Genomic DNA, 21791 nt, shown 5'->3' with positions numbered 1-21791 from the left:
GGTTTGGGACAGGCAGGTCACCCTTGACTGAAATGGGGATGACAGCGCGGATTTTTCGGCACGAGATCGCAGGCAGAAAGGCTTAAAAACCAACCGGTAGGTGAAGAGCCACCATCAGCATCACGACCAAAGACACCACGCCAACGGCATCCTGCAGGATAGTCGATTGCGCGCGGCAGAAAGCGGTCTTGATCTGGGTCAGCATAGGGTCACCTCCGGTCAGAGTTTTAATCCTTTGTTGACCTTTTGTTCTCATATTTCCAAGCGCAGGTAAAGAACTTTTTGAGAACATTTGTGAACTTTAGAGAACGTTAAAGCTAACCCACTGAAATCAAACGGATCGCCTGATCCTGTTTCATCAGCCAAAGCAGAACACGCGCGGCCTGTCCCCTGTCCGAGGTCAGTTTGGGATCGGTCGTTAGCAGCGCCCGCGCATCGGATTGGGCGACGGCCATCAATCCTGCCTGACGTTCCAGGTCCGCGATATGGAATTTTGGCAACCCGGATTGCGCAGTCCCGATCAGATCGCCCGCGCCTCGCATCTCAAGGTCAGTTTCCGAGATTCGGAAGCCATCCTCTGTCTCGCGCAGAACCTCCAGCCGCTTGCGCCCACCCTCGCTGAGCGGTGGTTGATACATCAGCAAACAGGTGGATTCCGCATCCCCGCGCCCAACGCGCCCCCGCAACTGGTGCAATTGCGCCAGCCCAAAGATCTCGGCCCGTTCAATGACCATGATCGTTGCGTTGGGTACGTTCACGCCGACCTCGATCACCGTCGTGGCAACAAGCACCTTTGTTTGCCCGTTCTGAAACGCGGTCATCGCGGCGTCTTTGTCAGCAGGTGGCATCTGACCATGAACCAGCCCCACAACGCCCTCACCCAAAATGGCCCGCAGGCGTTTGAAGCGTTCCTCGGCCGCTGTAAGGTCTGAAACTTCGGATTCGTCGACCAGAGGACACACCCAGTAACACTGTCGCCCCTCATCAATCGCGCGCCGCAGGTGGGCGATGACTTCGTCCATACGCTGTGTGCTGACAATTGCCGTTTTGATCGGTTTTCGCCCCGGAGGTTTTTCATCCAACACCGAAACATCCATATCGCCATATTGCGCCAGCGCCAGACTGCGCGGGATGGGGGTGGCGGTCATTACCAGAACATCGGCTCCCTTGCCTTTTTCCGACAATTCCATCCTCTGCCGCACGCCAAACCGGTGCTGTTCGTCGACGATGGCCAATCTCAGCGCCTTGAATTCAACATCGCTTTGAAACACTGCATGTGTGCCAACCAGAATGTGAATATCGCCTTGTTTAAGCGCCTCAAGCTTGGCACGCCGCTCCGCGCCCTTGTCACGTCCGGTAAGCAGTTCCAGAACCACTCCGGCCTGCTCCGCCAGGGGGCGCAATCCTTCCAGATGCTGGCGTGCCAGAATTTCAGTCGGGGCCATCATCACGCCCTGCCCGCCTGCCTCAACCGCGATCAGAAGGGCCATGAAGGCAACCAGCGTCTTACCGGCGCCGACGTCGCCCTGTAACAGCCGGTTCATTCGGGCGTCAGACGCCACATCAGCCGAAATCTCATCAATGGCGCGCGTTTGTGCGCCAGTGGGGCGATATGGAAGGCTTGCCAACACCTTTGATTGCAGTGCCCCGGTTCCAACGCTGACGATCCCCCGCGACTTGCGCTCTCGCTGCCGGGCCAGAGCGAGCGTCAGCTGATGCGCAAACAACTCGTCATACGCCAGCCGCTGTCGCGCGGGGGCAAACGGCGCGACATCATCAGCGCCGCGCGGATTGTGACCGGCGTGAATGGCCGAAGCCCAATCCGGCCAGTTTTGCTGTGACACCTGCGCCGGATCGATCCATTCCTCTAGCTTGGGAGCGCGTGCCAATGCACTGCGACTGGCCTTGAATGCTGTTTTCTGGGTCAGCCCTTGCGTCAGGTGGTAAACCGGTTCGAATTCCGGGATATCTCCGGCTTGTTCAACGGGCAGCATGTGGTCCGGATGCACCATCTGTGCCATGCCGTCGAACAGTTCCAACTTGCCGGAAACCACGCGGCGTGATCCTTGCGGCAACACTTTCTTCAGATACTCACCACGTGCGTGGAAAAAGACCAGCTGGAAATCGGCCTGACTGTCTTCGACATGAACGCGGTAGGCCCCCCCCTTGTTGCGGGGTGGCCTGTGCAGGCCAACTGTCACGTCGACAGTCAGAGTGGCCGGCAGGTCCACCCCCTGAATTGTATCCCGCCTGCGCCGATCCACCACGGCATAAGGCAGGCTGAACAGAACATCGCGCGGGGATACCGCCCCGGTCTGTGCCATGGCTTGTGCGGTCTTGGGGCCGACGCCATCCAACGTTTCCAGCCCCGCAAATAGCGGGAAAAGCTGTTCGGGCCGTCCGCTCATGCGCCTTCTATCAGCTGAAGCCAGCCATCCTCGTCCAAAGTTTCGATCCCAAGTTCCGCTGCCTTCTTCGCCTTTGACCCGGCCCCGGGACCCGCAACCAGAATATCGGTTTTCTTGCTGACAGATCCGGAAACCTTCGCGCCCAACGCCTCGGCCCGCGCTTTCGCCTCGGCGCGGGTCATCTTTTCCAGCGTTCCGGTGAACACTACGGTTTTACCCGCGACCGGACTGTCCGAGGCTGGCGCGTCGGGGGCGATAACCGTCAATTCGCTGCGCAGCGTGTCGAAAGCCCGTCGTTCCTCTTCATTGGCAAATGCGTCCGACAGCGAAAGGCCAAGCGTTGCGCCAATACCGTCGATGCCGATCAGCTCTGTCCAGGCGGCATTGGCATCTGCACCGACATTGGCATCCGCGATGGCTGCGTCCCGCACTTCTTTCACGCGCGCGCGACGCCCTTCAAGCTGGGCCGCCGCACGCTCGGCATCTTCCGCCTCATCCGCCCGCCTTTGGGCCAGCGCAGCCGGGCGTGCAGTGTCCAACGCGAGCGCCATTGCATCCCAGTCGCGGTAAAAAAGTGCCAGATCACGCGCGCCCACTTCACCAACATGTCGAATGCCCAGTGCGAACAACAAGCGCGCAAAGGGTATTTTCCGTTTTTCATCAATGGCTTCGAACAGGTTCCTGGCGGATGTTTCGCCCCACCCGTCCCGGTTTTTCAACCGCGTCAGACTAGCTGAGTCCCGCTGTTCCAGCGTGAAGATATCAGCTGGCGCATTGATCGGAAGGGTTGGATCACCATAGAACATTTCAATCTGTTTTGCACCCAGCCCTTCTATATCAAAAGCTTTGCGGGACACGAAATGTTTCAGCTTTTCAACGGCCTGCGCAGGACAGATCAGGCCGCCGGTGCACCGTCGAACCGCGTCGCCTTCTTCGCGGATCGCATCGCTCTCGCATTCGGGGCAATGTGTCGGAAAGGCAAAGGGACGTGCATCGGCGGGGCGTTTGGACAAGTCGACATCCGACAGTTTGGGGATCACGTCGCCCGCGCGATAGACCTGAACCCAATCGCCCACTCGGATATCTTTTCCATCACGGATCGTGCCGCCTTTGGCGTCGCGCCCGGCGATGTAATCCTCGTTGTGCAAAGTGGCATTGGAGACGACCACCCCGCCAACCGTTACAGGATGCAACCGTGCCACGGGGCTGAGCGCCCCTGTGCGACCAACCTGAATGTCGATCGCCTCCAATCTGGTCCAGGCCAGTTCGGCTGGGAATTTATGTGCGATTGCCCATCTTGGCGTCGTTGAGCGGAAACCCAAACGCGCCTGCAACGACAGATCGTTTACCTTGTAGACAACCCCATCGATGTCATACCCCAAGGTCGCACGCTGCGCTTCGATATCCCGGTAATGAGCGATCATGTCCTCAGTCGTGGTACATAGCCGGGTCAAGGGATTCGTGGGGAACCCAAGGGCCGCAAGACGCTCAATCGCTCCCATCTGGGTATCCGCCAAAGGTTCTGACAGTTCACCCCAGGCATAGGCGAAGAAGCGCAACGGGCGCGATCGGGTAATTTCCGAATCCAGCTGACGCAGTGACCCTGCCGCCGCATTGCGCGGGTTGGCAAAGGACTTGCCCCCCCGTTCAGCCTGCCGCTTATTCAACGCTTCGAAATCAGAGTGAGACATGTAAATCTCGCCCCGGACCTCAAGAATTTCGGGCGCGTTTTCAATCTGCTGTGGAATATCAGAGACGGTGCACGCGTTGGCCGTCACGTTCTCGCCAACTTCACCGTCGCCCCGCGTTGCGGCCTGAACCAGCTGTCCGCTCTCATAGCGCAAGGACAAAGACAGGCCGTCAATCTTGGGTTCGGCTGTGAAAGCCAGCGGCGCGCCTGCATCAAGGCCCAGATATTTGCGAATCGAGGTGTCGAAATCGGCAATGTCCCCATCGTCGAACGCGTTGCCCAGTGACATCATTCGGACGGCATGAGTAACTTTCGAAAACCCGTCCGCCGGTTTGGCACCGACTTGCTCTGTTGGGCTGTCAGCACGTTTCAAGTGGGGGAAACGCGCCTCGATCTCGGCGTTTCTGCGTTTGAGGGCATCATAATCCGCATCCGACAACTCGGGCGCATCTTCTGCGTGATACAGAGTGTTGGCTCGCGACAGGATGTCCGCCAACCGCGCCAGTTCGGCACGCGCCTCATCATCCGTCAGGTCTGATATGGGAATGGAATTGCTCATGGCCTCGCCCTGTCACGCGTTCTTGGACCTCAGTGATAGGGCGAGGTCATGGCCAGGTCCAGATGTGCTGAGCCGTGAGTGCAACGTGCCGCCCTGGACTACCAGCGACACAAACGGTTCAAATCAGAGGCCGACCGCCATTCTCGTCTCGTCCAGAGTGTTGCTTTGCGGATCGCGCAACACGTAACCCCGGCCCCATACGGTTTCGATATAATTCTCGCCACCCGTTGCGTTGCTGAGTTTTTTGCGCAGTTTGCAGATGAAGACGTCGATGATCTTCAACTCGGGTTCATCCATGCCGCCGTAAAGGTGGTTCAGAAACATTTCCTTGGTCAGAGTCGTGCCCTTACGCAAGCTGAGCAATTCCAGCATCTGGTACTCTTTTCCTGTCAGGTGCACGGTTTTTCCGTCCACCTCAACGGTCTTGGCGTCCAGATTTACAGCCACGCGACCAGTGTGGATGATGGACTGCGAATGCCCTTTCGACCGGCGGATGATGGCATGAATGCGAGCCACCAGTTCTTCGCGATGGAAGGGTTTGGTCAGATAGTCATCCGCGCCAAACCCGAAACCTTTGATCTTGCTGTCCGTATCATCTGCGCCCGAAAGGATCAGGATAGGTGTTTCCACCCGGGCAATCCGCAACTGGCGCAACACTTCATGCCCGTTCATATCCGGCAGGTTCAGGTCCAGCAAGATCAGGTCGTAATCGTAGAGCTTTGCCAGATCGATACCTTCTTCGCCAAGATCCGTTGCATAAACGTTTAGGTTCGCATGCGTCAGCATCAGTTCGATGCTTTTAGACGTGGTCGGATCATCCTCGACAAGAAGTATACGCATTTTCACTGCTCCAATTCGGGTCAATAATTCCAATTAAAATCAAACCTGACCAAGAATGGTTAATCTGACGTTACCGTTGAATCATTTATTCCCGCTCTCCCTTAGGTTGTCGATATTTTTTTAAGGCCGTGGCTTTCAAAGCCTCGACACCGTGTTCCGCGACTAGGGAAACCCAGCCGTTGAACTCTTCGTCACTTATGCCGTATTTCTGTTTTGCCTCAGACAGGCTGATCAGCCCGTAAAGCACACCACGCACGACCAGAATCTTGCGTGAGGCCACCCACCGCCTTGTGCTTGTCGGCGGCAGATCGGCGCGCGTCAGTATGGACCCATCCGGCAAAGAAACAGACCTTGGCCCTTCCACTTTGTGCAAATACATCGCTTTACCCTTTTTGCTGCATCAAAGCTGACGCCAGCCTACTTAAGGTCGTATGAAACCGCCTCTTGAGAGTGTGTAGAATTTTCCTATATTCTGCCGGTCTTTCTTAACCCGGACAGGAACCGCCAATGGCCCTCGACACCGAGACCCCGCTGAACTCGCTTGGCTTTGCCAAACCGCCGTCGGAAACACGGGTGGTTGTGGCCATGTCAGGGGGCGTCGATAGCTCTGTCGTCGCGGCCTACTTGGCCGATCAGGGCTATGATGTGGTGGGGGTGACACTGCAACTCTATGACCATGGCGCGGCTCTGGCCAAGAAAGGGGCGTGTTGTGCCGGGATCGATATCCACGATGCGCGCCGTGTGGCGGAAGAGCGCGGGTTTCCCCACTATGTTCTGGACTATGAAAACATCTTCAAAGACGCGGTGATCGATGAGTTTGCGGAAAGCTATCTGGCAGGCGCAACACCCGTCCCCTGCATTCGCTGCAACGAGCGGGTAAAATTCAAGGACCTTCTGGAAACCGCCAAGGATCTTGAGGCCGACTGTATGGCCACCGGGCACTATATCCAGCGCAAAATGGGGCCAGACGGCCCGGAACTGCACAGCGCCGAAGATGCTAACCGGGACCAATCCTATTTCCTGTTTTCGACAACGCCGGAACAGCTTGATTTCCTGCGCTTCCCGCTTGGTCACCTGCCCTCAAAAGACGCGACCCGCGAAATGGCGGCTCAATATGGGTTGTCTGTAGCGGACAAGCCCGACAGTCAGGACATCTGCTTTGTGCCCGACGGCAACTATGCCAGCGTCATTGAAAAGCTGCGCCCCGGTGCTGCGGAACCGGGCGAGATTGTTCATGCCGATGGCCACGTACTGGCACAGCATAACGGTGTGATCCACTATACGATCGGCCAAAGGCGCGGCTTGGGCATCGGCGGCCTGAGCGAGCCGCTTTATGTGGTCAAGCTGGACGTGGACAAGAAACAGGTCGTCGTCGGCCCCAAAGAGATGTTGGCAACGCGTGTCGTTCCCGTGCGTGAGATCAACTGGCTGGGCGATGAACCCTTCACTTCGCGCGAAGAATGGCACCTTTCAGTCAAGGTCCGTTCGACCCGCCCCCCGCGCGAGGCCATTATTCGACCGCTGTCCGACACCACTGCCGAAGTTGAATTGCTGACACCCGAAGAAGGCATCTCGCCCGGTCAGGCCTGCGTCTTCTATGCCTCGGAAGGCAGCCGCATTTTTGGTGGCGGCTGGATCTGGCGCGGATACTAGGCCGAAACCGGTTCAACCTCTGGTTCGATCTGGATCTGAAGCGCATCGTTGAACCGGTTGAATGCACCGCACAATGCGATGCGCCAGGTTAACTCGACAATCTGGGCATCGCTGAACCAGTCCCGCAGGCCGGAAACCTCGGCGTCGCGCATACGGCCTGATCGTGTCGTTACAGCCTCGGCGTATCGCACGACGGCCTTGTCGCACGCGTCCAGTTCGGGGTGGTTGTCGACATCTAGCAAACGCGCAGCGCCTTCGGGGCTGAGACCTGCAACCGTCAACAGCGGAGTATGATGTGAGACGCAGTAGTCACAGGCGTTCAATTTGGAAACCGTCACCATGGCCAATTCCAGCGCACGACGCGGCAAGGTCTGCTGTTCCCGCAACGCCGTCAACATGCCCGCGATATGTTCCAGAACCGGTGGACAATGTGCGGCGACCCGGGCCCAATTGTCGAACGAGCCATAAGCACCCAAAACCGCATGTGACACGCGTGTCTCGTCTGCCATCTCGGCGTCCGCCAAAGGGGGGATGCGGGTCATGATTAAATCTCCTTTTCCGCTAGGATATCTTAAGTCCGCTCCGCAGCAACAGACGCTCGCGGATCACAAACCCGAGACGGAACGCCGGAACAAGCCTGTTACAGGGTATCCGTGGGCGAATTGAAGAGGATATAGAGCCCGACGCAGACCATGATGTATGGGGCGATCCGATCCATACGGGCAACGCGTGGCCCCAGGCTTTTGGCCCGAGGGGCGCCCCAGGCGGCGGTAAAGACCAGAACTGAAGCAGCCAATGCTGCGCCAATCAAGGCGGCAACACGGTATGAAGGGGCAGAATCCGCCAATAGCGGTGTCATGACCGCGAAACTGTCAATCGACAGGCTCAGGAACAGGGTAACCACCGATGTTACGGCCCCTTTTGCCTCGGTTTCTCCAGAATTGGCCCCGACGAACTGCCGCCAGATACCGCGCAGACCAAAGACCAGTGGCACAAGACCCAGAAACCCGATCCAAAACGGCGCGCCACTCTGGTCAACGCCCAATGCGACGGTCATGGCCATTGTCAGAACGATTGTCTGTGCGACAGCAAAGCCAATGATGGCGCGGCGCTGCTCGATCACCAATACCAAACCCAGCAAGACGGCCAGATTGTCCAGATTAGTGGATATCATGGCAATCCCGGCTGAAGCGGCGAACAGCGCGTGATCAAGCATTCTTAATCTGCATTCTGTCCAGCACAGCCCGTGCCGCCCGCAATCCCGGAGCATCTCCTCCGCGCCCCAACCGTTCCATTGTCAGGTTCATCGCGAGTTTCTGAGCGTCAGGGGCGTTGGTCACATCATGCAGGGCTTTGGCGATCATTTCTGGTTGGCAATCGTTCAGCAGGCATTCAGGCACGGCGCGTGTTTCAGATACCAGATTGACCAATGTAACAGTGTCCAGCTTGACCATGCGTTCAGCCATTTTCTGGGTTAGCCAATTGAGTTTGTAGGCGATCACCATAGGTGTATTCTGCGCGGCCAGTTCCAACGAAACAGTACCCGAAGCGGCCAGCGCAATACATGCCGTGCCAAAGGCCGCGCGTTTTTCGACCGTGGCTAGCCCGGCCCCCATTTGTCGCGGGTCGAGCACTTTTGGTGCACCCGGCCAGTTTTGCGTCAGAGCGTTGACCAAATCAGTTGTCGCACCCACGGTTGGAACCACGACGCGATAACTTGGATGGTCCTTCAAAAACAGCTGCAATGCCTCACCGAACGTGTCTGCCAGACGCTCAATTTCACCCCGGCGCGATCCGGGCAGAGCCAGCAGGATTGGTGCATCGCCCAGGTCGTACTTGCTCCGGAATGCCGAAATCTCGGCCGGTGTTGCCGTCGGTTCGCTGGTGACCGGGTGGCCGACAAAGTCGCACTCCATCCCGGCCCGCTCCATGTATGGCGGCTCGAACGGAAGCAGTGCCAGCACATGGTCGATGACCTTTGCCATTTTATCCGCCCGCCCCGGACGCCAGGCCCAGACACTGGGCGCAACGTAGTGCACGGTGCGAATATCACTGGCACCTTTGACGATTTTGGCGACACGCAGGCTGAAATCAGGGCTGTCGATGGTGATCAGAACATCCGGCCGCGTGTCCAACACTGCGTGCGCGGTCTCCGAGATCCGACGCTTGAGGTGGAAAAACTTCGGCAGAACCTCGATCAAACCCATCACCGAAAGCTCCGACATGGGAAACCGGCTGGTCAGCCCCTGAGCCGCCATCAAAGGTCCGCCCACCCCGTCGAATTCAATATCGGGGATCAGTGTTTTCAGCCCCTCCATCAACGCGCCGCCCAGCCGGTCGCCCGAAGGTTCACCGGCGACCAGAAAGACGCGCATCAGACCGCCCGCTCGCGAATATACAGGAACAGCCCAAGACGGTTACATTCGGCGACGACCTGTTCTTTTTCCAAAACCAGTACACCGCCCTTTTCCAGAACGATGCCAGACAAGCCTGCCGCGACCGCATCCGTGACGGTATCGGGCCCGATGGCAGGCAGATCAGCACGCCGGTCCTGATCGGGCTTTGGGCCTTTGAACAATATGCCGCCGCCCGCGTCCGGGCGTTGCGTCAGGGATTGAAGCATCCAGGCGGTTCCAAAGACACCCTCGACTGCCAACACCTGCCCTTTTGAGACGGCACAGGCCTGACCAATATCCGCAGCCCCCATGGCCCGCAGAATTCCGGCAGCACGGTCTGCATCTGTCATGTCACTTTCGGATGGATGCACTTCGGTCAGACAGCCCAAAGGCGGCAACAGGCTTGGGGCGATTTCCTGCGCTGCCCGGACTCGCATACCGGCACCTTCCAGCAGGCCAATGATAGCCCGCAATGCTCCGTCATCACCCGACAGCATGGCCTGCTGGATCACCGGAACCAACGGCATCGTTGCCGCGTCAATAAGTTTGGGATCAACCTGCGGGCGCCGAACTGCACCGGCCATGCAGATCTCGGTCACGCCCCTTGCCTGAAGCCCTGCGATAAAACTGCCAAGCTGTTCAAGCGGAAACACGACATCTGCGACCAGATCATCCGGCAGGAACCCTTCCATCGCGCAGATCAGCGGGCGTTCCGCCAGTTGGGCAACCAATTCGGTCGGCAGCGCCCCGGTTCCCGCAATCAACGCAAGCATGTTCCTATTTCCTCGGTGTCAGGAACGACCGATCGCTGTGTCCGGTGACAAAATCAACGATCCGTTGCACATAGTCACTTTCGTTACCCTGACCAAGACGGTTTGCGCGATCCATGAACGTTCCATCGCCTTCAGACAGCTCCTTGAACGCGGAACGCAATGCCGAGATGTCTTCGCGCGAAACACCTTTACGCTTGAGACCCACGAGGTTCAGACCTTCAAGCTCACCCCTGGATGCCTGTACCAGACCGTAGGGAATGACGTCCTTTGGCACCATGGTGAGCGCACCGATGATCGCCCCACGACCAACACGCACCCACTGGTGCAGGCCCGAAATACCACCGACGATCACATCATCCTCGACAATACAGTGACCGGCTGCTCCGGCGTGGTTCACCATGATTACCCGGTTGCCGATTTGCACATCATGGGCCACGTGAACGCCTGCCATCAGCAGGCAATCATCCCCGATCCGGGTTACACCGCCGCCACCTTCGGTCCCGGTATTGATCGTCACGTGCTCGCGAATGCGGTTGCGCTGACCGATTTCAAGGCGCGTATTTTCACCGCCGAATTTCAGGTCCTGCGGAATCTCACCGATCACCGAAAAATTAAAGATCACGGTGTCTTCGCCGATCGATGTATCACCGGTCACAACAACATGAGACTTCAACTCGACGCGGTCCGCCAGTTTTACATTGGCACCCACATAGCTGAAAGGACCGATGATGCAATCCTGCCCGATCTGCGCCCCGTCTTCGATAATCGCGCTGGGGTGGATACCGCTCATGTTGTTTTTTCCATATCCCAATCGACATAGGCCGAGAATTCTGCTTCCGCTGCCACTTCACCATCAACAGTGGCCCGGCCACTGAACTTGAAAAGCTTGCCACCCTTCTTGCCGCGAACCGTTTCGACATGCATCTCCAGCACGTCGCCAGGAACAACTTTCCTGCGAAATTTGCACTTGTCTATGCTCATGAAATAGATCAGCAACTCGGTGTCGATGACATCCATCCCTACGCCCAGCATTACGCCTGCGGTCTGCGCCATCGCCTCGACGATGGTAACACCCGGCATGATCGGTGTTCCCGGGAAGTGGCCCTGGAAATGCGGCTCGTTCATGGTGACGTTCTTGATACCTCGGGCCGATTGATAGCCAGAGATGTCCACCACCTTGTCGACCAGCAAAAACGGATAACGATGCGGCAGGATCCTTTGGATCAACTGAATATCGGCACTTTTGGTTTCCGTTGTCATGATGCGGTTATCCTGTTCTGGATGTTTCTTTTTCAGCGTGGTTAGCAATACAGCCTCGCAAGGGCAAGCGAACCTATTCGCTTGTGTCCTTTTGAAGTCCGCTGCCATCGCCAATTGCCGTGTTCACGCGGATTATCGCAGCCTCTGTGATATCTGACGTGCTCACAACGACATTGGAGCGTTCGATGATCACGCTGGCACCAAATTCGCGCAGCAAATCGACAAGGATCGGGCGAACTATATCGAAAAACGTTTGTTGCGCTTCCTCGCTGCGACGTGCCAGCGCGTCAAGCTTTGCCCTTTGCCCGTCGCGATGGGACTGAACCTTGACATCGAACGCTTCGGCCAGTGGGCGAAACTCCTCTGCTGGCATAGTCGCGCGCTTTTCGGTCAGGTCTTTTTCTTCTCGGCTGAGTTCCGCGACAATCCGTTCATTTTCTTCCGCCAGCATCGCGCTTTCTTTTTCGATCTCGCGCAGTACGCGCTGCCCGAATGCCGAGTTCTTGAACAGCTGCTCGCCGGACAACGTGACCACGCTGGCTTGCGGAACACCCAGTTGCTGTGCCTCAGCCGAAGGGGCCTGAAACAGCATCAAAAATGCACACAGGGCCCAAAGCGGGCCCTGTATCAAGGTAAAGAACCTGTTCGTCATCGCAGATCAGAACCGGGCCTGAATGGTCAGGTCAAAGTTCTGCTCCTTGTCGAACGTTTCCTTTTTCAGAGCTTTCGAGAAGTTGAACTGCAAAGGTCCAAACGGCGTTTCCCACAAGACCGAGATGCCGATTACGTGACGAATGGACCCGTCTGCACCAACGATATTTGCCCCTGCAGTGTTCACATCGTTGATGTTGTAAAGGTTTCCAACATCATAGAACAGACCGCCCCGCAGGCCCAGCTCCTCGGGCAGACCCAAGGGGAAATCGGTTTCAAAACGCGCGACCCAGTAATAGTTGCCGCCGATGGCATCATCCTGGCCGTTGGACAAATCACGCGGGCCAAGACCTGCAGGCTCAAAGCCGCGGAAGGTGCTGGGACCTAACACAAATCGGTCAACTGCACGGCTGAAACCATTACCAGACCAATTCAGTGCGCCAAGTTCCAGAGTTGCACGCAGAACAACCTCTTCGTTCCAGACCCGTGTTTGAGCGATACCGCGCGCGGTGGTTTTGAAGTATTTGTTATCGCCGCCAAGGCCTGCCGCATCGACGCCCACTTCGAACAGAACACCCGAGTTCGGGTTCAGACCACCAATACGGCTGTCATAGATGTAGGAAAGTCCGAGCGAGCTGGACGTCCGTTTTCCCTGCGCGATCTCGGACGCAATCACCGCTCCGCTGGTCTGATTACTCTGCTGTGTCATTTCGCTGCGGTCCCAGCCGTAGCGCAGCCGAAGAGCAGACAGTTCCCCAATTGCGTAGGTCAACTGAGGTCTAAAAAACAACGAGCTCGTGTCGTAACTTGCAAAGCCCGAATTGGTTGCCGACAGACCCAGTCCAAGGTCGAAACGAAGCTTGCGGCCAAGCAGATAGGGTTCGGTGAAGTTAATGGTGTACTGTTCCGAATCCTGCGCTGTTGACAGCGACACGCCAAGATTCTGACCACGCCCCAGGAAGTTTGCCTCGTTCAGGCCGATTGCAATCCCAAAACCGTCTGTGACCGAGTAGCTGCCGCCCAGGCTGAGCGAACCTGTAGGTTGTTCTTCGACATCCACATCCAGAATGACTTGGCTGGGGGACGACCCTTCCCGAGGTTCGACCTCGGCAACGGCAAAGAACCCGAGCGCATTGATGCGTTCCGCGGCCTGACGGATTTCACGCGGGTTGAAGGGGTCACCTTCTACAGTGTCGAACTGGCGGCGGATCACACGGTCCAGCGTGGTGGTGTTGCCTTCGATATCGATCCGCTCGACAAAGATCCGCGGACCCTTCGTCAGAACAAATTCGATATCCAGAGTAAGGTCGCGGTCATTGCGCGTCACACGTGGTTCCACCCGCAGGAAGTCAACACCCTGTTTCAAGCCAAGACGTTCCTGCCGCGCGATCGAGTTTTCCACCAGCGTCGGCGTATAGGTCACGCCAGGTTTGATTTTCAGCGCATCCTGATACGGCGCCGCATCAACACCAGGAATTTCGCTAACCGTCGTGATTCTTCCAAACGAGAATTTTTGGCCTTCGGTGACGTTCATCACCAGAAAGAACGCATCCCGTTCGCGGGTAAACTCGACGTTGGCGCTGTTCACACGGAAATCGATATAGCCCCGCGACAGGTAGAAATCGCGAATGACCTGTTTGTCGAATTCGATGCGGTCGCCGATAAACGTGTCGTTGCGGAAGAAAGTCCGCAGGAACGTTGCCTGTTTGGTTTCCAGAATCCGGCGCAGCCTCCGGTCCGAAAAGGCGCGGTTGCCGACAAAGCTGACGCGCTCGACCTCGATGGTCGTGCCTTCTGCCACTTCAAAAACCAGATCGACGCGATTATCGCTACGACGGATGATGCGGGGAATGACAGTTGCCGCGACGCGACCCTGCGCCGAATACACTTCGGCAATGGTATCAGCGTCCGCTTCGGCCGCCTGAGGTGTAAAGACCCGGCGTGGTTGCGATGAGATCACATCCAAAAGAACATCGTCTTTGACGCGAGCATTCCCTTCGATGCTGATCTGGTTGATCGTTGGGTATTCCTGAACCTGAATGGCCAGAGTCGTGCCGCGCGGCGTCAGTTCAACTGTCTCAAATACACCACTGTCAAGCAAACGCTGATAGGCATCGTTAAGCTGCCCGGCAGTTACAGTCTGGCCCGGTTCGATTCCGGTCCGAGCGATAATTGTTCCGGTTTCGATCCGGCGGTTCCCCTCAACATCAAACGAGTTGATCGTGTAGCTTTGCGCCGATGCCGCATGTGGAAACGCCAGTAAACTTACCGCAACAAAAAGGAAAAAAACCGTTAGCGCCTGCCACAAAATATTGTTTGTTGGCTTATGCCCCCCGCAGGATGTGCCTGCGTCTCGCCTGTCAGTCATTTTATGCTCTACCCAGAATTTTGAGACTTTAATGCTGAGTAACGGGATTGAATGAGCTTGTCAAAAGGCGATATCGAAGCAGTCAGGCTGACAGCCACGCGACAACAGGCCTACGATTTTCCGAAGAATCACATTCCCGCCAGATAAGCGGCTCCAGCCATCGCCAACGCTGTAACGGCAAAACTCAGCATAACGTCCCAGTTCAACATGAAGAGGAAGCTAAAGCTTTGATACGATTTTTTCAGCGTTTTGGACATGACTGTTCCCTTTAGACGGGAATACTGTAACGTCGAAATATGGCGGGAATGCGGCTGGAATTTGCTCCAGCCGCCACATTCAGCAGAACAGGTCGTTGCTGACCGAAAACAGCATCAGCGTCAGGATGATCGCAATTCCAATGCCCATGAGCACACGCAACGCTCGGTCGCTGGGTGGTTTCCCTGCAATGGCCTCGTAGGCGTAGAAAACCAGATGCCCGCCATCCAATGCAGGAATGGGAAACAGGTTCAACAACCCGACCGCAGTCGACAGGACAGCGATGAAAAAGATAAAGTTCTGCGCCCCCTGGCTGGCCATTGCCCCCGAGGTTTCGGCAATTCCGATTGGCCCTGAGATGTTGCAGGTACTGATTGCGCCCGTCACCATGTGCCACATGCCAGACAAGGACCCTTCAATGATGCGACCAGTCTGGATGACACCGCCCCTAAAGGAATCGAAAAGCCCAGCCGGTACGGTTGCCGGCTCCAGCATCATGCCACCGACGATTCCGATGCGCCAATGCGTGACAAAGCCACCATCAGGCTGGGGCTCGTCCGTGCGCCGCGGCGCAAGGGCAAATTCCAACTCGGACCCATCCCGCCAGACCTCAAGCAGTAAGACGCGACCGTCCGATCCTTCGACATGATCCTTTAGCTGATCGAAGGCAAAGATCGGTTCACCGTTGACCGAGGTGATGACGTCCCCTTGCTTCAGCTGGATATCCATCGCCGCGCTGCGCGGGGCAACCTGACGGATCAGCGGCGGGAACATCCAAGGGGCCTGAACCTCAAGGGGTTCACCGTCCCGGATCACAGAATAATCCAGAACCGGTTGAACAGGCAGGTCGTCGATAAACTCCTTCCATGCACCTTCTTCGTCATAGTCCGGCGTAGGACGACCGGCGATAGCCGTGATCACATCGCCTTCGCGTAACTCCTGCACGGTGCCCGGCAAAGGCTGCAACGCGCCAACGGTCAGGGGTTCGCGCGAAACGCCCTGCGACCAGAAGATCAGGCCAAAAACGAGAATTGACATGGCAAAGTTAAAGGCCGGGCCAGCGGCGACAGTGGCGGCTCGTGCCCATAGCGGGGCACCGTGCATGGTGCGGCGCAACTCCTCAGGACTTTGGGTCGCGATGTCTTCCATCGCTTCTTCATTCTTGCCCGAGGCCGCATTGGCATCGCCCAGAAACTTCACGTATCCACCAAAAGGCAACGCCGCGATCTGCCACTTGGTTCCGCGCTTATCCTTGCGGCTCCAGAGCACCGGCCCAAACCCGAGCGAAAAGACTTCGGCATGGATACCAGACCACCGGCCCACAATGTAATGGCCATATTCATGCACGGCCACAATGACCGACAGCGCAATAACAAATGCAACAATCGTCCACAGCAGATTGCCGAATTGCGGGATCAGCGAAAGTACGTCCAAATTTCTATCCTGCTCGTTCCATCAAAGTGTTATCGACCCACTGACGTGCCAGATGGTCGGTTTGCTGCACGTTATCAAGTGTCATCGGGGCATCAATAAGGCCGCCCGTTGCGTCAAACCTGTCCAATACGGCAGAAACGGTATCCGCCATATCAAGAAAGCCGATCCGGCCCGCAATGAAGTGATCCAGCGCGCGTTCCTTGGCGGCATTGAATACTGCGCCAGCCAGCCCACCACGCTGCATCACGTCCCAGGCGAGTTTCAGGGCTGGATAGCGTGTCAGATCCGGTTCGTTAAAGCGCAGCTGTCCCAGCTTTGCGAGGTCCAGCCGCTGAACCGGCAGCTCCTGCCTGTCGGGCCAGTGCAACGCATACCCAATGGCGTGGCGCATGTCGGGGGCGCCCATATGTGCCATCATTGCGCCATCTCGAAACCCGACCATTGCATGGACAATGGATTCAGGATGAACCAAAACTTCGATTTGATCCGGAGATACTCCGAAATATTCTTTTGTTTCTATTACTTCCAACGCCTTGTTGAACATCGAGGCACTGTCGATTGTGATCCGCTGTCCCATATCCCAATTCGGATGGCTGGACGCTTGTTCGACGGTGGCGGTTGCCAGATCCTTCAGCGGCCAGTCGCGGAACGCTCCGCCACTTGCGGTGATAATCACGCGTTCGACCGTTTTGATATCTTCGCCGACCAGCGCCTGAAACACGGCAGAATGCTCACTGTCGACCGGAAGCAAACGCGCGTCATAGTTTTTTGCAGTTTCCAGAACCAGTGATCCGGCGCAGACCAGTGTTTCCTTGTTGGCCAAGGCCAGTGTCGTCCCTTGTTTCAGGGCTTCGATCCCAGGCGCAAGGCCTGCTGCCCCGACGATTGCTGACATGACCCAATCCGCCGGACGCGCGGCAGCCTCGGCAATTGCGCGCGGCCCGGCCGCCACTTCGACCCCACTGCCCGCCAAGGCGACGCGCAGGTCCTCCAACCTGTCTTCGTGTGCCGTGACAGCCAAATCGGCGCGCAACCGACGAGCGTCATCGGCAAGCTGTTGAATATTCGCGCCGCCGGTAAGCGCCACCACATCATAGTCTTCGGGATTACGCGAAATCAGATCAAGCGTGTTTTGCCCGATCGAACCCGTGGCGCCAAGAACGGAAATCCGTCGCATTACATCTCACCCGGCGTGTACAGAAGACCTGCGATCAGAACAAACACCGCAGCCCCCATCATGCCGTCGAACCGATCCAGAAAGCCGCCATGGCCGGGGATCAGGTTCGAACTGTCCTTGACCCCGAACTTACGTTTGATCGCGCTTTCGATTATGTCACCCGCCTGGCTGGCCATTGATGCGAAAACGGAAACAACAACAAAGGCAAATCCGAAACCCGCGTGGCTTGCGAAGGCGATACCGACACAGGCCGCGGCAGCCCATCCGCCTGCCGTTCCCGACCATGTTTTCTTAGGGCTGATCTTTGGCCAGAACTTGGGCCCTCCGACCATTTTGCCCACAAAATAGCCCGCCACATCCGTGGCCACCACCACCGCTATCAGCCAGACCATCCAGCCAAATCCCGAGTTTTCGCGAATGGAAATGAAACCCAAACCAGCCGCGACAATCCAGACCGCGAACAAGCCGTACAAGGTTTTCGAGCGGCTGATCTGTCCCATACCCACCAAAGCTGGCGCAAGCACGACAGGGAGCGTGTATAGCGCCGGCAGGTGGTAGCTGAGGATAACGGCAAACGCACTCAGAACGCCCAACTGCACGGCCACACCCTGGCTTTCAGGGTCAATCATCCGAACCAGTTCCCAGGTCATCAGGCCACAAGCAGCTGCAATGAAGACCTCGAACCAGAGACCGCCAAGCCAGACTTCGATGGCCCCTATCGCAACCAGAACGGCGGCAGAAAGGACCCGGCTCGTCAGATCAGACCACCGGCCATCACTCATGCCAGAACCGCCCCGTACCGACGCTCTCTGGCCCCATAGTTGCGACAAAGCCTCTCGAGTTCTGCGGCGGTGAAATCCGGCCACAGCGTATCTATGAATTCGTACTCGGAATAGGCGGACTGCCACAGCAGAAAGTTCGAAATCCGTGCTTCTCCACTGGTGCGAATGACAAGGTCAGGATCCGGAAGAACGCGTGTATCCAGATACTTAGGTAACGTTTCTTCATCCACATCCTCGGGTCTAAGCCGCCCGTCGGCCACATCCCGCGCGAGACGTTTGGTGGCGCGCGCCACCTCGTCCCGACCGCCATAGTTCAGGGCGACCGTCAGATGAACAAGGTCGTTGTCCTTGGTTTCCTCTTCCAGTGAATCCATCAATTCGGTCAGTTTCGAATCCAACCTTACCCGATCACCTATGAACCGAACCCGGATGCCATTGTCCGCCAGGGTCCGTGTCTCCTTGATGATGTAGCGCCGAAACAGGCTCATCAACCCGGCCACCTCAACCTGCGTTCGCTTCCAATTCTCGGTCGAGAATGCAAACACTGTCAGGTACTTGATCCCCAGATGCGGGCAGGCCTCGACAACCTCGCGAACACGCCGCGCTCCGGCATGGTGCCCAAACAGCCTTGGGCGACCACGCGCCTGTGCCCAGCGGCCATTGCCATCCATGATGATAGCGACATGGCGCGGGCCGCAGACCGGATCGGTTTGGGGATCTTTCGGCATCAGACCAGATCAGACCTGCATGATTTCAGTTTGCTTGGTTTCAAGCGCTGTATCGACTGCCTTGATCATCGCATCCGTCAGATCCTGCACTTCGCTTTCCCACAGCTTCTGATCGTCTTCAGACATACCGTCCGCCTTTGCCTTCTTGATCTGATCCATGCCATCCCGGCGCACATTGCGGATCGCGATCCGGGCGCTTTCCGCATATTGGCCGGCGACCTTGCCCAGTTCACGGCGACGCTCTTCGTTCAACTCGGGAATCGGCAGCATGATGATGGTGCCGTTCAGCTGCGGGTTGATGCCCAGGCCGCTTTCGCGAATGGCTTTTTCAACCTTCCCGACCAATGACTTATCCCACACATTTATAGTGACCATGCGCGGCTCTGGCACGTTGACGGTGCCCACCTGGTTGATCGGTGTCATCGAACCATATGCGTCGACCATGACAGGTTCCAGCATTGAGGCCGATGCGCGCCCGGTTCTCAGCGAGGCAAATTCGGTTCTCAGATTGACCATTGCGCCATCCATGCGGCGTTTCAGGTCATCGGTGTCCAGTTCGAAGTCGTCAGACATGCTGCTCACTCCCCGTATTCAGGTACTCTTTGGATGGGTCTTACGCCATCACATTTGGGATGTATAGCAATCATGAGGCGGTTTTGTACCAATGGCCAGAGGTGTTGCGATCATTTTGTACCAAACGCGCCTCCCCCAAACCCAACCCGGCGCATCAGGTCAGGTTTGGGTCGTCCTCTGGGCTCAGGTATTTACATCGACAACAACGCGCCCTTTGACTTGCCCTTTCAGGATATCGGCACCCAATTGCGGAAGGTCGGACAAAGCCGCCGGTTGAATCATGGCCTCAAGCTTTTCCATCGGCAGGTCGGTCGCGATCCTTTGCCAGGCACGAACCCGGTTTTCATAGGGCTGCATCACACTGTCGATGCCAAGAAGGTTCACACCGCGCAGCAGGAAGGGAATCACCGTTGCAGGCAGCGCCGCGCCACCCGCCAGACCCACGGCCGCGACCGAACAGCCGTATTTCATTTGCCCAAGCAAACGCGCCAGCATCGCGCCGCCCACGGCATCCACGCAGCCAGCCCAGGTTTCACTTTCCAACGGGCGCTTGGTTGTCTCATTCAGCTCATCGCGAGGCACTATTGTCGTTGCACCAAGCGATTTCAGGTAATCGCCGGTTTCAGGTCGCCCGGTCACGGCGGCCACCTGATAGCCGAGATGACCCAGAATGGCTGTTGCCACCGAACCGACACCACCGGCCGCCCCGGTTACCAGAACCGGGCCGCGATCGGGGGTCAGCCCGTGATCCTCCAACGCCATCACGGCCAGCATCGCGGTAAACCCGGCAGTCCCAACAGCCATCGCCAGCCGGGCGTCAAGCCCATCCGGCAGAGGCACAAGCCAGTCCGCTTTGGCACTGGCTTTCTGCGAATAACCACCCCAGTGCGCTTCACCTACCCGCCACCCGGTCAGAACGACCTTGTCACCGGGCTTGTAACGCGCGTCGGAAGATGCCTCGACGGTACCGGCATAATCAATTCCGGGGACATGCGGATACGCCCGCACCAAACCGCCCCCCTTGGGGGACAGACACAGACCGTCCTTGTAGTTCACTGTGGAATATTCAACCGCGACCGTGACGTCGCCATGGGGCAGATCATCCAGCGTGAGCTGCCTGACCGACGCGCTCGCCAAACCGCTTTCTTCGTCCTTGTCCATCACAAGTGCATTGAACATCTCTCAATTCCTTTCGTGTTTCTGTAACCGGCCCGTTGCTTCACCTGGCCCTAAATATCCCGGGGGAGTCGCGCAGCGACGGGGGCAGCGCCCCCAAATCCCCTTTAAATCCAGAAATGTGACTGCACGGTCGCGCGGCGCATTCCATCTGGCGTTTCCACGTCCAGCTCCGTTCCCGAATCCCAATGGCTCAGGCGTACCATGCCAATGGCGACGTTGGTGTTGAAATCGGGTGACCACGCGGCCGAGGTCACCTGCCCCACACGCTTGCCGTCCGCGTAAAGGCCCCAAGGTCGGTCACAGCCCGGCACCGGATCGCCCGCAATGGCGACGGGGCGGATTTGCTGAACAGGCCCCTCCTTGGCCACACGCAGCAACGCGTCCCTGCCGATACAGCCAATCGCGGTATGTGTATTGCAGAACTTGCCCAAACCGCACTCATGCGGGGTGTTGTCGTCGGTCATGTCATTGCCATAAGACAGCAGACCACCTTCAATCCGTTCGATCAGGTTCGGGCATCCGGCGCGCACCTGCAAATCTTCCCCTGCTGCAAACAGGGCGTTCCACAGGGGCATGCCGATATCGCTGCCTTCCACATAAATCTCGAACCCGCCCTGTTTGGAATAGCCCGATCGCGCCACAGCCAGATCGCGACCTTCAAACTGGAACATATCGAATTTGAAGAACCGGATGTCGCGCACCCGGTCGCCAAAGACACGCGCCATCAGATCGTCAGCTTTGGGACCCTGAACAGCAAGAGGTGACACATCCGGTTCGTCCACCAGCACATCCAGACGATATCCAACGGCGATTCCCTTGACCCACAACAACAGGTCGCTGTCAGCGATTGAAATCCACCAGCGGTCTTCGGACAGTTTTACCGCAACCGGGTCATTCAGCATGCCTCCGGTTTCGTCCACGATGGGGACATAGAAACATTGCCCCGGCAACATCCCCCGTAAATCGCGCGGGGTCAGCATCTGCATCAGGCGCGCGGCGTCCGGTCCGCGCAGCTCGATCTGCCGCTCGCATGCGACATCCCAGACCTGCACGTGGGATTTCAGG

General features: G+C 57.4%; 22 protein-coding genes. 1 reads left to right on the top strand and 21 read right to left on the bottom strand.

Going from position 1 to position 21791, the window contains the following annotated elements:
• Positions 1–82 precede the first annotated feature (82 nt).
• From AC2FND_RS06550 to sciP, 5 genes are all read right to left on the bottom strand, one after another.
• Positions 83–205 carry a hypothetical protein gene (locus tag AC2FND_RS06550; RefSeq protein ID WP_280922355.1) on the bottom strand — a complete coding sequence of 41 codons (123 nt, stop codon included), beginning with the start codon at positions 203–205 and terminating at the stop codon, positions 83–85.
• Positions 206–317: 112 nt separating this feature from the next.
• Complete coding sequence (recG, locus tag AC2FND_RS06545; protein ID WP_496768663.1) at positions 318–2408, bottom strand: ATP-dependent DNA helicase RecG; 2091 nt, start codon at positions 2406–2408, stop codon at positions 318–320.
• On the bottom strand, positions 2405–4657 hold the full coding sequence (gene ligA, locus AC2FND_RS06540; RefSeq protein ID WP_496768662.1) for an NAD-dependent DNA ligase LigA: 2253 nt from the start codon (positions 4655–4657) through the stop codon (positions 2405–2407). The genes recG and ligA overlap by 4 nt, the downstream gene beginning before the upstream one ends.
• A gap of 123 nt (positions 4658–4780) precedes the next feature.
• Positions 4781–5497 (bottom strand): response regulator transcription factor CtrA, encoded by a 717-nt coding sequence (gene ctrA, locus AC2FND_RS06535; RefSeq protein WP_267364745.1) that lies wholly within the window; start codon positions 5495–5497, stop codon positions 4781–4783.
• A gap of 85 nt (positions 5498–5582) precedes the next feature.
• On the bottom strand, positions 5583–5876 hold the full coding sequence (gene sciP / locus AC2FND_RS06530; RefSeq protein WP_267364743.1) for a CtrA inhibitor SciP: 294 nt from the start codon (positions 5874–5876) through the stop codon (positions 5583–5585).
• A gap of 128 nt (positions 5877–6004) precedes the next feature.
• Here sciP and mnmA point away from each other — a divergent pair, with 128 nt between their 5' ends.
• Positions 6005–7150 carry a tRNA 2-thiouridine(34) synthase MnmA gene (gene mnmA / locus AC2FND_RS06525; protein ID WP_480493209.1) on the top strand — a complete coding sequence of 382 codons (1146 nt, stop codon included), beginning with the start codon at positions 6005–6007 and terminating at the stop codon, positions 7148–7150.
• Here mnmA and AC2FND_RS06520 read toward each other — a convergent pair.
• The 16 genes from AC2FND_RS06520 to AC2FND_RS06445 form a co-directional block, all read right to left on the bottom strand.
• A complete protein-coding gene (locus tag AC2FND_RS06520; protein ID WP_496768660.1) occupies positions 7147–7692 on the bottom strand; it encodes a carboxymuconolactone decarboxylase family protein in 546 nt (181 codons plus the stop codon). The genes mnmA and AC2FND_RS06520 overlap by 4 nt on opposite strands.
• Positions 7693–7790: 98 nt before the next feature.
• Entirely contained in the window at positions 7791–8366 is a 576-nt protein-coding gene (locus tag AC2FND_RS06515) for a hypothetical protein (protein WP_496768659.1), read from the bottom strand.
• Positions 8359–9525, bottom strand: a complete 1167-nt coding sequence (gene lpxB, locus AC2FND_RS06510) for a lipid-A-disaccharide synthase (RefSeq protein WP_496768658.1) — start codon at positions 9523–9525, stop codon at positions 8359–8361. Before lpxB ends, AC2FND_RS06515 begins: the two co-directional genes overlap by 8 nt.
• Complete coding sequence (locus AC2FND_RS06505) at positions 9525–10319, bottom strand: LpxI family protein (protein WP_496768656.1); 795 nt, start codon at positions 10317–10319, stop codon at positions 9525–9527. The genes lpxB and AC2FND_RS06505 overlap by 1 nt, the downstream gene beginning before the upstream one ends.
• Before the next feature lie 4 nt (positions 10320–10323).
• The gene (gene lpxA / locus AC2FND_RS06500) at positions 10324–11109 is read right to left on the bottom strand and encodes an acyl-ACP--UDP-N-acetylglucosamine O-acyltransferase (RefSeq protein WP_496768654.1); all 786 of its coding nucleotides are present in this window, start codon (positions 11107–11109) and stop codon (positions 10324–10326) included.
• Entirely contained in the window at positions 11106–11579 is a 474-nt protein-coding gene (gene fabZ, locus AC2FND_RS06495) for a 3-hydroxyacyl-ACP dehydratase FabZ (protein WP_209596189.1), read from the bottom strand. The genes lpxA and fabZ overlap by 4 nt, the downstream gene beginning before the upstream one ends.
• 73 nt (positions 11580–11652) lie before the next feature.
• On the bottom strand, positions 11653–12231 hold the full coding sequence (locus AC2FND_RS06490; RefSeq protein ID WP_496768652.1) for an OmpH/Skp family outer membrane protein: 579 nt from the start codon (positions 12229–12231) through the stop codon (positions 11653–11655).
• Positions 12232–12237: 6 nt separating this feature from the next.
• Positions 12238–14598, bottom strand: a complete 2361-nt coding sequence (bamA, locus tag AC2FND_RS06485; RefSeq protein WP_480505243.1) for an outer membrane protein assembly factor BamA — start codon at positions 14596–14598, stop codon at positions 12238–12240.
• A gap of 128 nt (positions 14599–14726) precedes the next feature.
• Positions 14727–14855, bottom strand: coding sequence for a hypothetical protein (locus AC2FND_RS06480; RefSeq protein WP_267364732.1), 129 nt, complete (start codon positions 14853–14855; stop codon positions 14727–14729).
• 79 nt (positions 14856–14934) lie between these two features.
• A complete protein-coding gene (gene rseP, locus AC2FND_RS06475; RefSeq protein WP_496768650.1) occupies positions 14935–16287 on the bottom strand; it encodes an RIP metalloprotease RseP in 1353 nt (450 codons plus the stop codon).
• Positions 16288–16291: 4 nt separating this feature from the next.
• Positions 16292–17464: a 1-deoxy-D-xylulose-5-phosphate reductoisomerase gene (dxr, locus tag AC2FND_RS06470; protein WP_496768648.1), complete on the bottom strand. Its 1173-nt coding sequence runs from the start codon at positions 17462–17464 to the stop codon at positions 16292–16294.
• Positions 17464–18246 carry a phosphatidate cytidylyltransferase gene (locus AC2FND_RS06465; RefSeq protein WP_480472661.1) on the bottom strand — a complete coding sequence of 261 codons (783 nt, stop codon included), beginning with the start codon at positions 18244–18246 and terminating at the stop codon, positions 17464–17466. The genes dxr and AC2FND_RS06465 overlap by 1 nt, the downstream gene beginning before the upstream one ends.
• Positions 18243–18974, bottom strand: a complete 732-nt coding sequence (uppS, locus tag AC2FND_RS06460; protein WP_480564851.1) for an undecaprenyl pyrophosphate synthase — start codon at positions 18972–18974, stop codon at positions 18243–18245. Before uppS ends, AC2FND_RS06465 begins: the two co-directional genes overlap by 4 nt.
• Positions 18975–18983: 9 nt before the next feature.
• The gene (gene frr, locus AC2FND_RS06455) at positions 18984–19547 is read right to left on the bottom strand and encodes a ribosome recycling factor (RefSeq protein ID WP_209596181.1); all 564 of its coding nucleotides are present in this window, start codon (positions 19545–19547) and stop codon (positions 18984–18986) included.
• 183 nt (positions 19548–19730) lie between these two features.
• A complete protein-coding gene (gene acuI, locus AC2FND_RS06450) occupies positions 19731–20726 on the bottom strand; it encodes an acryloyl-CoA reductase (RefSeq protein WP_496768647.1) in 996 nt (331 codons plus the stop codon).
• 104 nt (positions 20727–20830) lie between these two features.
• A partial coding sequence (locus AC2FND_RS06445; protein WP_496768645.1) for a dimethylsulfoniopropionate demethylase occupies positions 20831–21791 on the bottom strand: 961 nt, incomplete at its 5' end.

The organism is Ruegeria sp. BHSB056, from assembly GCF_059613305.1.
The sequence above is the reverse complement of the archived record's forward strand: the minus strand, read 5'-3'. Positions and strand labels throughout refer to the sequence as shown.

What these genes read in the sequence shown, in the direction of transcription:
- AC2FND_RS06550 (WP_280922355.1), bottom strand. Translation starts at nt 205, where the DNA reads ATGCTGACCCAGATCAAGACCGCTTTCTGCCGCGCGCAATCGACTATC.
- recG (WP_496768663.1), bottom strand. Translation starts at nt 2,408, where the DNA reads ATGAGCGGACGGCCCGAACAGCTTTTCCCGCTATTTGCGGGGCTGGAA.
- ligA (WP_496768662.1), bottom strand. Translation starts at nt 4,657, where the DNA reads ATGAGCAATTCCATTCCCATATCAGACCTGACGGATGATGAGGCGCGT.
- ctrA (WP_267364745.1), bottom strand. Translation starts at nt 5,497, where the DNA reads ATGCGTATACTTCTTGTCGAGGATGATCCGACCACGTCTAAAAGCATC.
- sciP (WP_267364743.1), bottom strand. Translation starts at nt 5,876, where the DNA reads ATGTATTTGCACAAAGTGGAAGGGCCAAGGTCTGTTTCTTTGCCGGAT.
- mnmA (WP_480493209.1), top strand. Translation starts at nt 6,005, where the DNA reads ATGGCCCTCGACACCGAGACCCCGCTGAACTCGCTTGGCTTTGCCAAA.
- AC2FND_RS06520 (WP_496768660.1), bottom strand. Translation starts at nt 7,692, where the DNA reads ATGACCCGCATCCCCCCTTTGGCGGACGCCGAGATGGCAGACGAGACA.
- AC2FND_RS06515 (WP_496768659.1), bottom strand. Translation starts at nt 8,366, where the DNA reads ATGCTTGATCACGCGCTGTTCGCCGCTTCAGCCGGGATTGCCATGATA.
- lpxB (WP_496768658.1), bottom strand. Translation starts at nt 9,525, where the DNA reads ATGCGCGTCTTTCTGGTCGCCGGTGAACCTTCGGGCGACCGGCTGGGC.
- AC2FND_RS06505 (WP_496768656.1), bottom strand. Translation starts at nt 10,319, where the DNA reads ATGCTTGCGTTGATTGCGGGAACCGGGGCGCTGCCGACCGAATTGGTT.
- lpxA (WP_496768654.1), bottom strand. Translation starts at nt 11,109, where the DNA reads ATGAGCGGTATCCACCCCAGCGCGATTATCGAAGACGGGGCGCAGATC.
- fabZ (WP_209596189.1), bottom strand. Translation starts at nt 11,579, where the DNA reads ATGACAACGGAAACCAAAAGTGCCGATATTCAGTTGATCCAAAGGATC.
- AC2FND_RS06490 (WP_496768652.1), bottom strand. Translation starts at nt 12,231, where the DNA reads ATGACGAACAGGTTCTTTACCTTGATACAGGGCCCGCTTTGGGCCCTG.
- bamA (WP_480505243.1), bottom strand. Translation starts at nt 14,598, where the DNA reads ATGACTGACAGGCGAGACGCAGGCACATCCTGCGGGGGGCATAAGCCA.
- AC2FND_RS06480 (WP_267364732.1), bottom strand. Translation starts at nt 14,855, where the DNA reads ATGTCCAAAACGCTGAAAAAATCGTATCAAAGCTTTAGCTTCCTCTTC.
- dxr (WP_496768648.1), bottom strand. Translation starts at nt 17,464, where the DNA reads ATGCGACGGATTTCCGTTCTTGGCGCCACGGGTTCGATCGGGCAAAAC.
- AC2FND_RS06465 (WP_480472661.1), bottom strand. Translation starts at nt 18,246, where the DNA reads ATGAGTGATGGCCGGTGGTCTGATCTGACGAGCCGGGTCCTTTCTGCC.
- uppS (WP_480564851.1), bottom strand. Translation starts at nt 18,974, where the DNA reads ATGCCGAAAGATCCCCAAACCGATCCGGTCTGCGGCCCGCGCCATGTC.
- frr (WP_209596181.1), bottom strand. Translation starts at nt 19,547, where the DNA reads ATGTCTGACGACTTCGAACTGGACACCGATGACCTGAAACGCCGCATG.
- acuI (WP_496768647.1), bottom strand. Translation starts at nt 20,726, where the DNA reads ATGTTCAATGCACTTGTGATGGACAAGGACGAAGAAAGCGGTTTGGCG.